This is a genomic window from Hyphomicrobium sp. 99 (assembly GCF_000384335.2).
Lineage (GTDB): Bacteria > Pseudomonadota > Alphaproteobacteria > Rhizobiales > Hyphomicrobiaceae > Hyphomicrobium_B.
On sequence record NZ_KQ031382.1, the window covers coordinates 2685585 to 2699134 of the forward strand.

Annotated in this window: 16 protein-coding genes; 8 read left to right on the forward strand and 8 right to left on the reverse strand. The window is 60.2% G+C overall.

The genetic code is table 11. The features are described 5' to 3' along the window. Positions 1-31: 31 nt before the first annotated feature. From G359_RS13005 to G359_RS13030, 6 genes are all read left to right on the forward strand, one after another. Positions 32-1237, forward strand: coding sequence for an ABC transporter substrate-binding protein (locus G359_RS13005; protein WP_045836474.1), 1206 nt, complete (start codon positions 32-34; stop codon positions 1235-1237). A gap of 65 nt (positions 1238-1302) precedes the next feature. Then, positions 1303-2286 (forward strand): YVTN family beta-propeller repeat protein, encoded by a 984-nt coding sequence (locus G359_RS13010; RefSeq protein WP_045837985.1) that lies wholly within the window; start codon positions 1303-1305, stop codon positions 2284-2286. A 35-nt stretch (positions 2287-2321) separates the two neighbouring features. After that, on the forward strand, positions 2322-3101 hold the full coding sequence (locus G359_RS13015; RefSeq protein WP_045836475.1) for an ABC transporter ATP-binding protein: 780 nt from the start codon (positions 2322-2324) through the stop codon (positions 3099-3101). Beyond that, positions 3101-4120: an ABC transporter permease gene (locus G359_RS13020; RefSeq protein WP_052699367.1), complete on the forward strand. Its 1020-nt coding sequence runs from the start codon at positions 3101-3103 to the stop codon at positions 4118-4120. Before G359_RS13015 ends, G359_RS13020 begins: the two co-directional genes overlap by 1 nt. A gap of 14 nt (positions 4121-4134) precedes the next feature. After that, positions 4135-4797, forward strand: a complete 663-nt coding sequence (locus G359_RS13025; RefSeq protein WP_045837987.1) for a hypothetical protein — start codon at positions 4135-4137, stop codon at positions 4795-4797. Between the two features lie 227 nt (positions 4798-5024). Continuing rightward, positions 5025-5261: a hypothetical protein gene (locus tag G359_RS13030; RefSeq protein ID WP_045836476.1), complete on the forward strand. Its 237-nt coding sequence runs from the start codon at positions 5025-5027 to the stop codon at positions 5259-5261. A 253-nt stretch (positions 5262-5514) separates the two neighbouring features. Here the strand turns inward: G359_RS13030 and kdsA are convergent, their stop codons facing one another. Both kdsA and pqqA read right to left on the reverse strand, forming a co-directional pair. Then, positions 5515-6381, reverse strand: coding sequence for a 3-deoxy-8-phosphooctulonate synthase (gene kdsA / locus G359_RS13035; protein ID WP_045836477.1), 867 nt, complete (start codon positions 6379-6381; stop codon positions 5515-5517). 110 nt (positions 6382-6491) lie between these two features. Next, positions 6492-6581 carry a pyrroloquinoline quinone precursor peptide PqqA gene (gene pqqA, locus G359_RS13040; protein ID WP_045836478.1) on the reverse strand — a complete coding sequence of 30 codons (90 nt, stop codon included), beginning with the start codon at positions 6579-6581 and terminating at the stop codon, positions 6492-6494. A gap of 352 nt (positions 6582-6933) precedes the next feature. Here pqqA and G359_RS13045 point away from each other — a divergent pair, with 352 nt between their 5' ends. Next, the gene (locus G359_RS13045) at positions 6934-7173 is read left to right on the forward strand and encodes a hypothetical protein (protein ID WP_245280024.1); all 240 of its coding nucleotides are present in this window, start codon (positions 6934-6936) and stop codon (positions 7171-7173) included. 78 nt (positions 7174-7251) lie between these two features. On the opposite strand, the gene G359_RS13050 is transcribed toward G359_RS13045, so the two are convergent. Then, on the reverse strand, positions 7252-7743 hold the full coding sequence (locus tag G359_RS13050) for a bactofilin family protein (RefSeq protein WP_045836479.1): 492 nt from the start codon (positions 7741-7743) through the stop codon (positions 7252-7254). 126 nt (positions 7744-7869) lie between these two features. On the opposite strand from G359_RS13050, the gene G359_RS13055 reads away from it, so the two are divergent. Continuing rightward, complete coding sequence (locus tag G359_RS13055; RefSeq protein ID WP_045836480.1) at positions 7870-9060, forward strand: hypothetical protein; 1191 nt, start codon at positions 7870-7872, stop codon at positions 9058-9060. Between the two features lie 42 nt (positions 9061-9102). Here the strand turns inward: G359_RS13055 and G359_RS13060 are convergent, their stop codons facing one another. The 5 genes from G359_RS13060 to tpiA all read right to left on the reverse strand — a co-directional run bounded on the left by G359_RS13060 (position 9103) and on the right by tpiA (position 13510). After that, a complete protein-coding gene (locus G359_RS13060; RefSeq protein ID WP_045836481.1) occupies positions 9103-10731 on the reverse strand; it encodes a CTP synthase in 1629 nt (542 codons plus the stop codon). Positions 10732-10835: 104 nt separating this feature from the next. Then, entirely contained in the window at positions 10836-11417 is a 582-nt protein-coding gene (locus G359_RS13065; protein WP_045836482.1) for a hypothetical protein, read from the reverse strand. Positions 11418-11518: 101 nt separating this feature from the next. Continuing rightward, positions 11519-11905: a preprotein translocase subunit SecG gene (gene secG, locus G359_RS13070; RefSeq protein ID WP_045836483.1), complete on the reverse strand. Its 387-nt coding sequence runs from the start codon at positions 11903-11905 to the stop codon at positions 11519-11521. Between the two features lie 160 nt (positions 11906-12065). Continuing rightward, positions 12066-12734, reverse strand: a complete 669-nt coding sequence (locus G359_RS13075; protein WP_045836484.1) for a hypothetical protein — start codon at positions 12732-12734, stop codon at positions 12066-12068. Then, a complete protein-coding gene (gene tpiA / locus G359_RS13080; protein ID WP_045836485.1) occupies positions 12734-13510 on the reverse strand; it encodes a triose-phosphate isomerase in 777 nt (258 codons plus the stop codon). Before tpiA ends, G359_RS13075 begins: the two co-directional genes overlap by 1 nt. Between the last annotated feature and the right edge of the window lie 40 nt (positions 13511-13550).

Here is a 13550-nt window from a genome sequence, read left to right on the forward strand (position 1 = left end):
GACCGCGGCCTGTACCGCTCTTCTACTTGCGATGGTTTTTGCAGCACCCGCCGCCGCGGAGGACGCTAGCCCGCAGCCGGTTCCCATTCCGATCCCCTCGGCACAACCCCAGGGCGTAAACATCCAAATTCTTTACGTTAAGGAGAATAGCTCGAAGGAGCTTCCCCTATCGCTCCTCGATCAGCCGAACGCGGATGACGGCATCGCGGGCGCCAAGCTCGGCATCGCCGACAACAACACGACCGGCCGCTTCCTCAATCAGACGTTCAAAATGGACGTCCTCGAAGGCGACATCGACGAGCTGATCAAGGGCGCGACCGAGAAGGTCGCAAGCGGCGACAGCTTCATCATCGCCGACCTGACGCCGGAGTCGCTTCTGAAATTCGCCGATGCGTTCAAGGACAAACCGGCCCTCATCTTCAACGTCGGCAACCCCGACGATAGCGTGCGCGAGGAAAACTGCCGCGCCAACGTCTTGCACACGGCACCAACCCGCACGATGCTCGCCGATGCGCTTGCCCAGTATCTCGTCTGGAAAAAATGGCCGAACTGGCTGCTCGTCGTCGGCCCGAGTCCGAAGGACCAGCTTCTCGCCGACGCCTATCGCCGGGCCGCAAAAAAATTCGGCGCCAAGATCGTAGAAGAGCGGCAGTTCAAGATCGACACCGGCAACCGCCGCGCCGACGGCGGATTCGAGCAAATTCAGCAGCAGATCCCGCAGTTCATGCAAGGTGCCAAGGATCACGACGTTGTCCTGGTCGTCGACGAGGACAAAGTGTTCGCTGATTATTTCGCGTATCGGACGTGGGTTCCTCGCCCGATCGTAGGCTCCGCTGGCCTGGAACCATCGAGCTGGCACCCAGCGCTAGAGCTGTGGGGCGGGACCCAATTCCAGAACCGCTTCAAGAAGCTGACGGGCCGCATCATGCGCCCGGTCGATTATGATGCCTGGGTCGCCACGCGCGCCGTCGGCGAAGCCGCTTCGCGTAAGCAGACGAGCGATTTCAAAACGCTTCGCGATTTTATGCATTCCCCGAATTTCGAGGTCGCGGCCTTCAAGGGCGTGGCAACGAGCTTCCGGTCCTGGAATGGCCAGTTCCGGGAACCGATCATCGTTTCGACGCCGAAGCAGCTCGTCAGCGTCTCGCCGCAACAGGGCTTCCTTCACCAGTTCAGCGTCCTCGATACGCTGGGCATCGATAAACCGGAGACGAAGTGCAAGGCCTACACGCAATGATCCGATCTGATCTTGCCGCGCTGGTGAGCCTTCGCAAATTGAGATCCTTCCACCTGGAGACGAGAATGCCCCGAATTTCGCATGCATTGCCCGTGTTCGCCGCTGCCCTCTTGACGTCTTGCTACGCAACATCCGCAAGCGCCTACACCGCCTACGTTACGAACGAGAAGGACAACAGCCTCTCCGTCATCGACACGGACAAGCTCGAAGTCATCAAGACGGTGAAGATCGGGCAACGGCCGCGCGGCATCGTCATGTCCAACGACGGCAAGTGGGTCATCATCTGCACGAGCGACGACAACGACGTGAAGGTGTACGACGCCAAAACTCTCGAATTCGTCAAAACGCTGCCGTCGGGTCCGGACCCCGAACTGCTGACGCTGCACCCTGACGGCAAGAGGCTTTACATCGCCAACGAGGACGACAACCTCGTAACGGTCGTCGACATCGAATCCTCAAAGGTCCTCACCGAAATCCCCGTCGGCGTCGAACCCGAAGGAATGGGGATGAGCCCCGATGGCAAGGTTCTCGTCAACACGTCTGAGACGACGAACATGGCCCACTTCATCGACACCGAGAACCATAAGACCTTCGACAACGTCCTCGTCGATAGCCGTCCGCGTGTCGCAATGTTCAACCCGGCGCAGACGCAGCTGTGGGTGTCCTCCGAAGTCGGCGGCACCGTCGCGGTGATCAACCCGGCCGACCGCAAGATCATCACGAAAATCAATTTTGAGATTCCGGGCGTCGAAAAGGAAGCGATCCAGCCCGTCGGCATTCGCATCACTCAGGACGGAAAGACGGCCTTCGTCGCGCTCGGGCCCGCAAATCGCGTTGCCGTCATCGATACGGCGACCTTCAAGGTCCTGAAATACATTCTGGTTGGCCAGCGCGTCTGGCAGATGTACTTCACGCCGGACGGTAAACTTTTGCTCACGACCAACGGCGCATCGAACGATGTGACCGCAATCGACGTTGCCAGTCAGAAGGCGATCAAATCGATCAAGGTCGGGCGTTATCCCTGGGGCGTCGTGATTTCGCCCAAGTAACGATTGCGAAGAAATAACGTGAGGCACTGACGACAATGGCACCGAAAGCCCCGACGGACGCCGAACGCACGCCGGCCCTCGTCGTCAGCGGCGTGAGCCACAGCTTCGGCGACAGGAAAGTTCTCGACCGCGTTTCGTTGACGGTGGAACAGGGCGCGTTCGTCGTTCTGCTCGGCCTCAACGGAGCGGGCAAGTCCACCCTGTTTTCGCTCATCACGCGCCTCTACGACAACGTCTCAGGCGAGATCGTCATTCGCGGTTTCGATGTGCGCCGCAGGCCCTCCCAGGCGCTACAGCGTCTCGGCGTCGTCTTTCAAAGTCGCACGCTCGATGTCGATTTGACCTTGATGCAGAACCTCAAATATCACGCAGCCCTGCATGGCTTCGCGGGCCGCGCGGCGGAGAATGGCGCCCGCCAGGCGCTCGAACTCGTCGGCCTCGCAGATCGCGCCAACGAGAAAGTTCGCGCACTTTCGGGTGGGCAGCTTCGCCGCGTCGAGATCGCTCGCTCGATGATGCATCGTCCCGACCTGCTGCTGCTCGACGAGGCAACCGTTGGCCTCGATCTCGGCTCTCGCGAAAGCGTCATCAAAATTGTCCGCGATCTCGTCGCGAGGGAACACCTCGGCGTCCTCTGGGCAACTCATCTCATGGATGAGGTTTTGCCAACCGACCAGGTCGTCATTCTTCACAAGGGCGTCGTTCTCTACAATGGCCCTGTTCCGCAACTTCTGACACTTACGGGCACGACGAGCGTGCGCGAAGCATTTCGCAGCGTCACCGGCACGAAAAGCACGATCGAGGAGGCCGCCTGATGGCGACGCAAGCGGTCACGACAGGCTCTGAACCCCTCGGCCGAGGCTATCACGAAAGCGATGATGCGGCCCGCCGGCGCCTCGGCGTGTCCGGTTATTGGGCCTGCTTCAAGGGCATCGTTTGGCGCGAAATCCTTCGCTACCTCCATCAGCGCGAGCGGTTTTTGTCGGCGCTTGTGCGCCCGCTCATCTGGCTTTTCATTTTCGCAGCGGGCTTCCGGCAAACGCTCGGCGTGTCGATCATCCCGCCGTATGAAACCTACGTTCTCTATGAGGAATATATCGCCCCCGGCCTTATCGCGATGATCCTGCTCTTCAACGCGATGCAGTCATCGCTGTCGATGGTTTACGATCGCGAGACGGGAACGATGCGAACGCTTCTCGTCAGCCCCTTCCCGCGTTCGTTCCTATTGCTGTCGAAGCTTCTGGGCGGCGTCTCGGTTGCGTTGCTGCAGGCCTACGCCTTCATGCTCGTCGCATGGTTCTGGGGAATTCAGCCGCCGCCAATTACCGAGGTGAAGCTTTTCACGTTCTACGATCCGCCGACGTGGGCAGGAGACGCTATCACCAAGATGTCGGACCCGATCGTGAACTCGCTCTTCTCCGTCCCCGAGTTCATTCAGCCGTTTGCTGGCTACATCACCGTCATACCCGCGATCATCCTGGCCGGATTGATGCTGGGCTCCCTCGCGCTCTTCATGTCGTCCGTCATCAAACAGCTCGAGAACTTCGCAGGCGTCATGAACTTCGTCATCTTCCCGATGTTCTTCGCCTCGTCTGCGTTGTATCCGCTGTGGCGCATCCGTGAGGCGAGCCCTCCGCTTTACGAAATCTGCCGGCTCAATCCGTTCACATATGCGGTGGAATTGATACGCTTCGGGCTTTATGGACAGGTCGATACGGTTTCGCTCGCCATCGTCGTCGGCTGCACGGCCGTCTTCCTTGCCGCAGCGGTTTTTGCCTACAATCCGTCGAAAGGGTTGATCGCTCGGCGCGGCGGCCCCGGCGGCTCAGCTTGAGGTTGGAAATGGACATGATCGGACATTCTCTTCGCCGCGCCGGACTGCAAATCGTGACGGCTATCGCCCCCTTCGCATTGATGGCTTTGCCCGCCGTCGCGGACGAGCCGGCGAAGGCCGAATGGCCCTGCGTCTATCGCAAGGTTCCAGTATTGACCGCCGCAACGATTTGGGACGGCCCGGCAATCACAGACACTTCGAGCTGGCGTAAGGACGAGACGATCAGAAAGCTCTCGCAGTACCTCATCTCTCGCCGGGTCAAGGAAGACGAAGCGGAAGCCGCGATCAAAAAGTTCGCTGCCAGTGTTCCCGCCGATAGCCGTGACGCCAAGTTGACCGAGCTGTTCGCTGCCGTCCTCACCCGCACCAATGAGGATCGCAAGGTTGTCATGTCGGGCATCGAGCGCTTCCACAAACGCCAGCTCGAGCGTGCGAAGGAAATCGAGAAGGAAGGCATAACCCTCCCCCCGGAATCCGAAACCGGTACGACCGACGACTCTCAGGGTCCAGTGGGCGAAATCTCGAAGCTTTCGAGCGAGGAAGAAAAGTACAAATGGGAGGTCCGCACCTTCCAGGAAAAGCAGGCCAATATCCCGATCGCCTGCGAAATTCCCCAGCTCATCGATGAGCGCGCCGGTGCGATCGCCCGCGCCATTCGCGCCGAGATGAAGAGCTGACCGAGGCTAATATTTTCGACCGGCTACGCGCGCCCCTTTCCGGGGGCCGGCGGCATTATGCGCGAAGTGCGCAAAAATAATCTTCACGACTCGTTAGCCTTAACGGCTCCTTAACCAAGGTTGACATACTCTCAACGTATCGGCTTCGGCACGAGTTCTCTTACGGCCCGAAGCCAAGCTGCAAGCGAAAGTGTTGTCATCCCTGTTCTCGCGTTGTGAGGTTGACCATGCACTACGAACTTGTCTCGCGTGCCCTTGCCTACGCCTCCTGCATCTCGACCATGAGCCTGCTTATGACGTCGATGGCGATCGCCGCCATCAACGTTGGAAGAACGCACCCTGCCTTCTGCCAACCCAATGCCTGCGTCGCCGGCATCCGCGTTGGTACGGAAGCGCAATTCGGTGCTCTGACAAGCAAGGCCCACGTCGCCTCGCTGGCGGCCAAGTTCTGGCGCGTTACCTAAAAGTACGAAGTCGAAATCTCAAAAAATACGCTCGCCGAAGCGATCACCCGTCTATGCGGGTAGCGGAACTGCGTCTTGGCGAGTGCGAAGTAAAGTCGAAGCCACCACGCTAAATAGAAAGCCATCCGCTGCGCACGGATGGCCCGAACCACGAAACGTCAACTGCCGATTACACTGCTCGTCGGAAACGTCCAAAGCCGGGCCCGGCATTTCCTCGAACGAATTCTAGAAACGACCCTCGAATGAGCGTGAGTCAGGCCTGGCTCGTGCTCATCCGCTGTTTGACGACCTTGTCGATCGCCTGCAGCTCCAAGATGAGCCCGCCGAAATCCTTGAGCGCGACCATGTTTGGCCCGTCTGACGGAGCCTTGTCGGGGTCCTGATGCGTCTCGATGAAGAGGCCGGCAACGCCGACGGCCACCGCCGCCCGCGCGAGTACCGGTACGAACCGGCGATCGCCACCCGAGGATGTTCCCTGCCCGCCCGGCTGCTGGACCGCGTGAGTGGCGTCGAAAATGACGGGAACGCCCGTTTCGGCCATCTGCGGCAGAGCCCGCATATCGACGACCAACGTGTTGTATCCGAAGCTCGAACCCCGCTCGGTCACGAGCACATTCGGGTTGCCCGACCCGGTCACCTTGGCGACGACGTTCTTCATGTCCCAAGGGGCGAGGAACTGCCCCTTCTTGATCTTCACCACCCGCCCCGTCTTCGCGGCGGCAATCAGGAGATCGGTCTGGCGGCAGAGAAAAGCCGGGATCTGCAGCACATCGACGACCTCGGCGACGGCGGCACACTGGTCAGCCTCGTGAACGTCGGTGACGACAGGAAGCCCGTATGTCTCGCGGATTTCAGCAAACACCGGCAGAGCCGCGTCCAGCCCAATCCCGCGACGGCCGGAAAGCGACGTGCGATTCGCCTTGTCGAATGACGACTTGTAGACGAGCCCGAAACCCAGCTTTTTGCTGATTTCGCTTAAAGCCGCCGCCATCTCAAGGGCATGAGCGCGGCTCTCCATCTGGCAGGGCCCCGCCAACACGGCGATCGGCTGGTCGTTGCCGAACACCACGTCGCGGACGCGCACGTGGGCGGCAGGCTTCAGAATTTCATGTTGAGTCATGATGGGTTTATAGCCTCCAAGGCTCAGCCTCGCGACCCCTTCCGGCGCATACCCCAAACAAAAACGGCGGCCTAAGGCCGCCGTTCAGAAACCCGAAGGTTCGAATTCTTTTAGATGAGGTCGATTTCAGCCGGCAGATAGCTGGTGACTTCGAGGCCAACTTCCTGCTCGCGAACTGCAGGCTTCATCCAGACTTTCATGTGCGTCCTCCTGGCATTTCTACAGGTTGTTCCTGTTGGTTACCTAGTTAGAGAAACAACCCCTCAAATTCCAATCTCTTTTCGCTAACGCGGGTCAAACTTTTCGTGATCGAAAAAACGAATTGTTATATCATTTCAAACCTGCAGACGACTGTTTCTCCAATTTGGTCCGCGCGTATCCAAGGAAAGCTGACATTGTCCGGGCACTGACTGTGCCTTCAAAGCTTCAGTCGGAAACCCGAGCTTTCCTGCGGTGGGCCTTGTCGCTTTGCCTGGCTCTTCACGTGCTAAGCCGAACTTGCAAGCCGCGACTCGGAAGGCGGCATCACAAAAACGCGTGGAGACAATCGAAATGCATATCCTTGAAACCTACCCCTGGATTGAGCCGGTCCTGATCGGCGCAGCGATCGTGTTCGTCCTCGACCTGATCGGCAATCTCATCTCGTTTTCGAACCGCATCTTGAACGCGCTCGCAACGGCGATCATCTTCGCAATCGTGTTCGGCGGCCTGCTTTACACCGGCGTTCTCAAGCTCGACGTGAGAACTGAAACCACCACGACGACGTCGGCCCCGGCAACGCCCGCGCCATAAGGCTCCGCACAACTTCTCGGGAGATCGAAGGTTGTCAAATCCCGGCGCATGACGCCGGGATTTTTATTTGAGCCACCACTACGATAGGTCCGGCGTCACTTCGCTGGCATCCTTCGCCTTCTTGACGCTACCTTCGAAATGCGCGCCTTCAGCGACGGTCAGCCGCTCCTGAACGATGTTGGCTTCCACGACCGAATGCTCGTGCAGAATGACGTTCGAGCCCTTGAGCTCGCCCTTCACACCGCCCTGGATAGCGATTGTGCGTGCTGTGATGATGCCTTTGACGTGGGCGCCGTCATCGACTGTGACGGATTCTCCGTGCACATCCCCCTCGATGTGACCTTGTATCAACAGCGAACCTTTGGTTTTCAGGATAAGCTGCTGACCGAATATCGAAATGTCGGGCCCCAGGATGGATGTGGGCCTGTCGGATGTGGTGGGCTGGTAGCTTGGCGTGGAGGCATTGGCCACAACGCCGATTGGTCCTGAGAAGCGCGGTGGCGCCGCCGGCGTCGTGTTGGGTCTGGCAGTTTCCGCGCGTGTCTCTGCTCGTGAATCTCGACTGAACATAAGAACCCCCTAAAGATTGATTACTTTGAACATAAGAAAGGGCCGGTCCCGCTCGAGCAAAAGGGACACGCGATTGCAGCGGCAAGAGGGCACACAGCAAGGAAAACCGAGGGGGAAACTCTCCTGATGAAACTTTCATCGATTTCGGTTCGCCGGCTCGGCGCGGCCATCTGCGTGATCGTGGCCGCCGGCATGATCGCATTGCCGGCACACGGCATCGCCCAGACCGAACCCGCCAATCTCGCGCAAAAGATCGCTCAGTACCGTGAGAAACTCGCGGAATACACGAAGGCACGGGCCGAGTACGAAGTGCTGGCCGGACCTTACTGGGCGAAGATCGCGGAAAAACGCGCATTGCGGATCGCCAAACAACGCAAGAAAGAGCGCACGACCCTCGATGATTATGTCCTCGAGCAACCGCCCGTTTACACAGGTCCGCCCAAGCCCGAAGATCCGGAGAAGCGGCCAACCGGCGAAGAGTACATGCCGGTAGTCGAAGATTTCCTGCAGCACGCCAAAGAACATTTCGGCTTCGTTCCTGAGCGCCCGGCGAGCGATGATCAGTACAGGCACAGCTATGCGCAAACCGCTTTGGCAGCCGGACTGACGCCGGAGCAATGCGTCAAGGTCTACGCGTTCGAATCCGGCGGCGAAGGCGGATACGCCATTCAAGCAGGATTGGAATACGGCCGCCCGGGCGAGCGCGCGATCTCGACAGCGCTCGGCTACAACCAGCTCCTGACAACAAACAGCGTCGAACTGCTCGCAGAAGTCGGCGATAAGTTCGCATCCACCCTGCGCGCGAAAGCCGACGCGGCAGACGATGCGCGCGGGGTCGAGCTACGGAAAAAAATCGCGACACTCAAAAAGATGATCGCGTTCAGCCAGACCGTCCCCGATCAATGGAGCGCGCACGCCCGGCTTGCGGAAACGCCCAAAGGCCTCGGAATTCACGCGATCATTCTCGATATCGATATCAGCCCGCTGTTGCAGGTCGAAAAGCTGCTGACATCGGTCAACTACGCCAAGCGCCAAGGCTACACCAAGCCGCTGACTGCCGCCGAACTCGAGATGATGAACTTGACGGGCGATGGCACCGGCTTTGACATGGTCACGATGTCGGATGAGATGAAAAAGAAAATCCCGACGTCGAATTTCTTCCAGCGACGCGGCTACGAGCGCAACTCGGTCGCCATCATCAACAACACGGTCGCCAAGCTGATCGCCGCCACCGACGCCAAGATGGAATCGGAAGCCCAGCTGCCGGGTGCGCGCGCGCTCGCAGCTGCGTTCGAGATCTATAGCGAAACCCGCTGAGACCGCCGGTCCCATCGAAGCACGGCGGCGGCCAACAAGCGCTTAAACGAGTCTCGACTGCTCCACGGCAGCCGCGATGAAGCTCGCGAAGAGCGGATGCGGATCGAACGGACGCGATTTGAGTTCGGGGTGATACTGCACGCCGATGAACCATGGGTGATCGGGATACTCGACCGTCTCGGGCAAAAGACCATCCGGCGATAGACCGGCGATCTTCAGCCCCGCACGTTCGAGAGCCTCGCGATAACGCATGTTCACTTCGTAGCGATGGCGGTGGCGTTCCGAGATTTCAGTCGAATGATAGATCTTGGCGATATGGCTGCCTTCGGCGAGCGTCGCCTGGTATGCGCCAAGCCGCATCGTGCCGCCGAGCTGGCCGTCTTGACGCCGCTGCTCGAGCTCGTTGCCGCGCATCCATTCCGTCATCATGCCGACGACGGGCTCGCCCGTCTCGCCGAATTCCGTCGAACTCGCATCCTTGATGCCGGCGAGGTTCCGCGCCGCTTCGAGACACGCCATCTGCATGCCGAAACAGATTCCGAAATAGGGAACGCGCCGCTCGCGTGCGAACTTCGCAGCGAGGATTTTGCCTTCCGAGCCCCGCTCGCCGAAGCCGCCGGGCACCAGAATTCCGTTGACGCCTTCGAGATACGGCGCCGGGTCCTCGCGCTCGAAGATCTCGCTCTCGAACCACTCGAGCTTGACCTTGACGCGATTGGCGAGGCCGCCATGAACCAGCGCTTCGTTGAGCGACTTATAGGCGTCCTTGAGGCCGGTATATTTGCCAACGATCGCGATTGTCACCTGGCCCTCGGGCTGGGCGATGCCGCGCGAGATCGTTTCCCACCGGATGAGATCGGGCTTCGGCGCGCCGGTGATGCCGAATGCGGCAAGCACTTCGCGATCGAGCCCCTCGCGATGATAGGCGAGCGGCACATCGTAGATCGAGGCAACGTCGAGCGCCTGAATGACGGCTTCGGGACGCACGTTGCAGAAAAGCGCGATCTTCTTGCGCTCGCCGACGGGGATCTCACGGTCCGACCGGCAAAGCAGAATGTCGGGTTGAATGCCGATCGAGCGCAGCTCCTTCACGGAGTGCTGCGTCGGCTTGGTCTTCAGCTCGCCCGCCGACGGTATGTACGGCATCAGCGTGAGATGGATGAAGACTGATGCGCCGCGCGGCAGCTCGTTGCCGAGCTGGCGGATCGCTTCGAAAAACGGCAGGCCCTCGATGTCGCCAACCGTGCCGCCGATCTCGACGAGCACGAAGTCGACATCCTCGTTGCCCGACAAGACGAAGTTTTTGATCGCATCGGTGACGTGCGGAATGACCTGCACCGTCCCGCCGAGATAATCGCCTCGTCGTTCCTTGGCGAGAATGTCCTGATAGATGCGCCCCGTCGTGACGTTGTCCGACTGTTTCGCCGGCACGCCCGTGAAGCGCTCGTAATGGCCAAGGTCGAGGTCAGTCTCCGCACCGTCATCGGTGACGAAAACTTCGCCGTGTTGATAGGGGCTCATGGTCCCGGGATCGACATTCAGATAGGGATCAAGCTTCTTGAGCCGAACTGAATAGCCGCGCGCTTGGAGAAGCGCGCCAAGGGCTGCGGACGCGAGGCCTTTGCCGAGGGAGGAGACCACGCCGCCGGTGATGAAGATATACCGCTGCATGGGCCTTGGTTCTGGCACAGCAGACCCCGGATTCGGAAGCGGCTTTTTTGCACCTTCACCAAACGAAAAGGTCGCAAGGCTCAGAGATCAAAGGAACCCGACGGTTAAAGTGGCCTGCCGCACTGCTGTGAAACCTCTTGCGTCGCAGCAGCCTGCACGTCCGGAGGCACCGTTTCACTGGAAATTTGCGCCTTCAGGGCGTCGGCTGTTTCACGCGTGTTGCGCGCGGCAGGCGCAATGCCGTCGCGACCATACGTAACGTCTATCGCGACGACGCGAAGATCGGTCGGCTTGATCGTGACCTGTTGGCCCTTCTCGGCGATCTTCGTCTTCCCGCACTTGAATGTGGTCTGTGGGGGCGTGGACGTGAATGTCTTCTGATGCTGCTGGAGGCCGTAATCTGCGGCAGCGGCCAACGCGATCTTTTCAAGCCGGTCTGACGGCGTTCCCGGAGAGCCTGCCGCCGTCACATGAACGCTGCCGTCGGAATTGGCCGAGATGCTGTAGCCGGCCGGCGCAAACAAATTCGCGGCCTGATAACTCGTGACTGACGCCGTCGTCAGATCGCCGAGCGTCGCGCCGCAACCGCCGAGGTGAAGTAGAACGCCGCTCCCCGCGATGAGCGCCAAAAAACGCCAAGCTTGGCCGTGCAAACGTCCGAGCCGGATCGACCTGATGTCAGCCATGTGTATTCCCCCAAGATTTCCCATTTTTGCAGGGAAACCGCTGGGGGTCTAGCTGGCCGGGACCTCTGGCCCCGGCAGCGCACATGAAACTGAGGCGTCGACTACTGATTCTGGGGGACGAGTGGCGCGCGGGGCGCGTCGAGCTTGTCCAAGATGCCGCCACGGGCCGGCGCGGCCTTGGAAGCGTCGCCGCCGGCTGCCGGCGCCTGCGTACCGCTCTGCGGTGCCCCTGCCCCGTTATCAAAGACCGAGCCCCGCGGTGCGGAATGATTCGCAAGGATCGTCAGCAAAATGCTCGTCGCGAAGAAAGCAGCCGCGAGGCCCGCTGTCGTGCGCGTCAGCAGGTTGGCCGTTCCCCGCCCGGTCAAGAAGCCGCCGCCACCGCCGCCACCGATCCCGAGCGCTCCGCCCTCGGATTTCTGCAAAAGCACAACGGCGACAAGCGCCGCGGCGATCATCAAATGGATAACGAGCAGTACGGTGGCCATAGGTATTTTGATCCGGATTGAGCGGGCGCCAAGCCCTGCAAGCGTGCGCCTATACACTAGCCCGTCGCGATGAACCAGCCCTTGGACGCAAGGATAAAGCCGCGAATGTTAACCTGTTTTACTTCGGGAGCCATTTCGGCTCGTCAAGGACCTGGAGCCATCACTGCCCCGGGTGCGGCATAACCACCGTTTCCCCGAACCCAAACCCCGGCAACGACGGGTCGGGCGTGTAAGGCGGACTGGCGCCCGACGACGTATCCGCGGCCTGGACGCTCGAACTGGGCTGCTGAATGACCGGTGGCGGCGGAGCTGCGCGTTCCTGAGAAATCTTGGTTTTCGGTGACGCCACAGCCTTGTCGTTCTCCGCCTTCGGCTCGGCCGGCTTTGCCTTCTTGTGGGTCGCCTTCTTCGGCGCGTCCTTCTTTTCGGGCGCTCCTGGTTTGGTAGCCGCACCGGGCTTCGGCGGATCGTGCGCGACAGGAGCCGTCGGATCGGCGTCCGAATTGAGTTCGAGGCGAGCCGCAGCCTCGCTTGCCCGCTCGGCTTCAGGCGAAAGCTTGGCGTCCCGGCAGCCGAATTTCACCTGCTCGTCGAGCTGGATGTAATGCTCGATTTCACGCAGCCGCTCGGCGGGCAGATTGGATTTCGCCCACTGCGGTCCCTTGCTCATGTCATCGAGAATACCGGACGCGCGGAACTTGATCTGTTCCAGCCGGAGCGTGCTGCAAGTATCAGGATCGACCTTCGGTTGCGTCGCCCACACCGAAATCGGCGCGCAAAAAGTCAGGGCGATTGCGATAGCGATGGCGTGTCGAAAAAGAAGCAGCATCAGTTCGACTCGTACGCGCGAACTATGGCGAGAAAATCGTTTGCCTTGAGGCTCGCGCCGCCAACGAGCGCGCCGTTGACGTTCTCCACAGACATTAGCGTCGCGGCGTTGTCCGGCTTCACCGAGCCACCATAGAGGATGCGCATCCCGGCACCTTCGGTTCCAAACAGATCCACGAGATCGTGGCGAATCGCTTCATGGACGATTCGAACATCTTCAGGCGTCGGCGTCAGCCCCGTTCCGATGGCCCAAACGGGTTCATAGGCCACAATCGTATTGGCCGCGCTCGATCCCTTCGGCAGCGACCCCTTGAGTTGCGTCGACACCACACCAAGTGTCGCACCGGCGACGCGTTCGTCCTTGGTCTCTCCGACGCAGACGATCGCAATCAAGCCGGCGCGATGTGCGGCCTCCGCCTTCGCCCTCACGTCTTCGTTCGATTCACCATGATCGGCACGCCGCTCCGAATGACCGACGATCACCGCGGTCGCGCCTGCATCTTTGAGCATTTCAGCGGAAATATCGCCCGTATGAGCGCCGCTCGGCTTGGCATGACAATCCTGCCCGGCGAGCAAAACCGGACGATTCCCGACGGAGCCCGCAAACCCCGCGATAAGAGTTGCAGGAGGCGCGATCATCACGTCGGCAGAAATAGATGCCAGCGGCCCGAGAAGGGCATCACCGACGGCCAGAACCTCGCTGACGCTCGCCTTCAGCCCGTTCATCTTCCAATTTCCCGCGACCAGGGGCCGAATTTCGCGACGTTCGTTCACCATCCCGTCCCTTCTCTTTGCGGACCAGAACACGCCGTCCCGG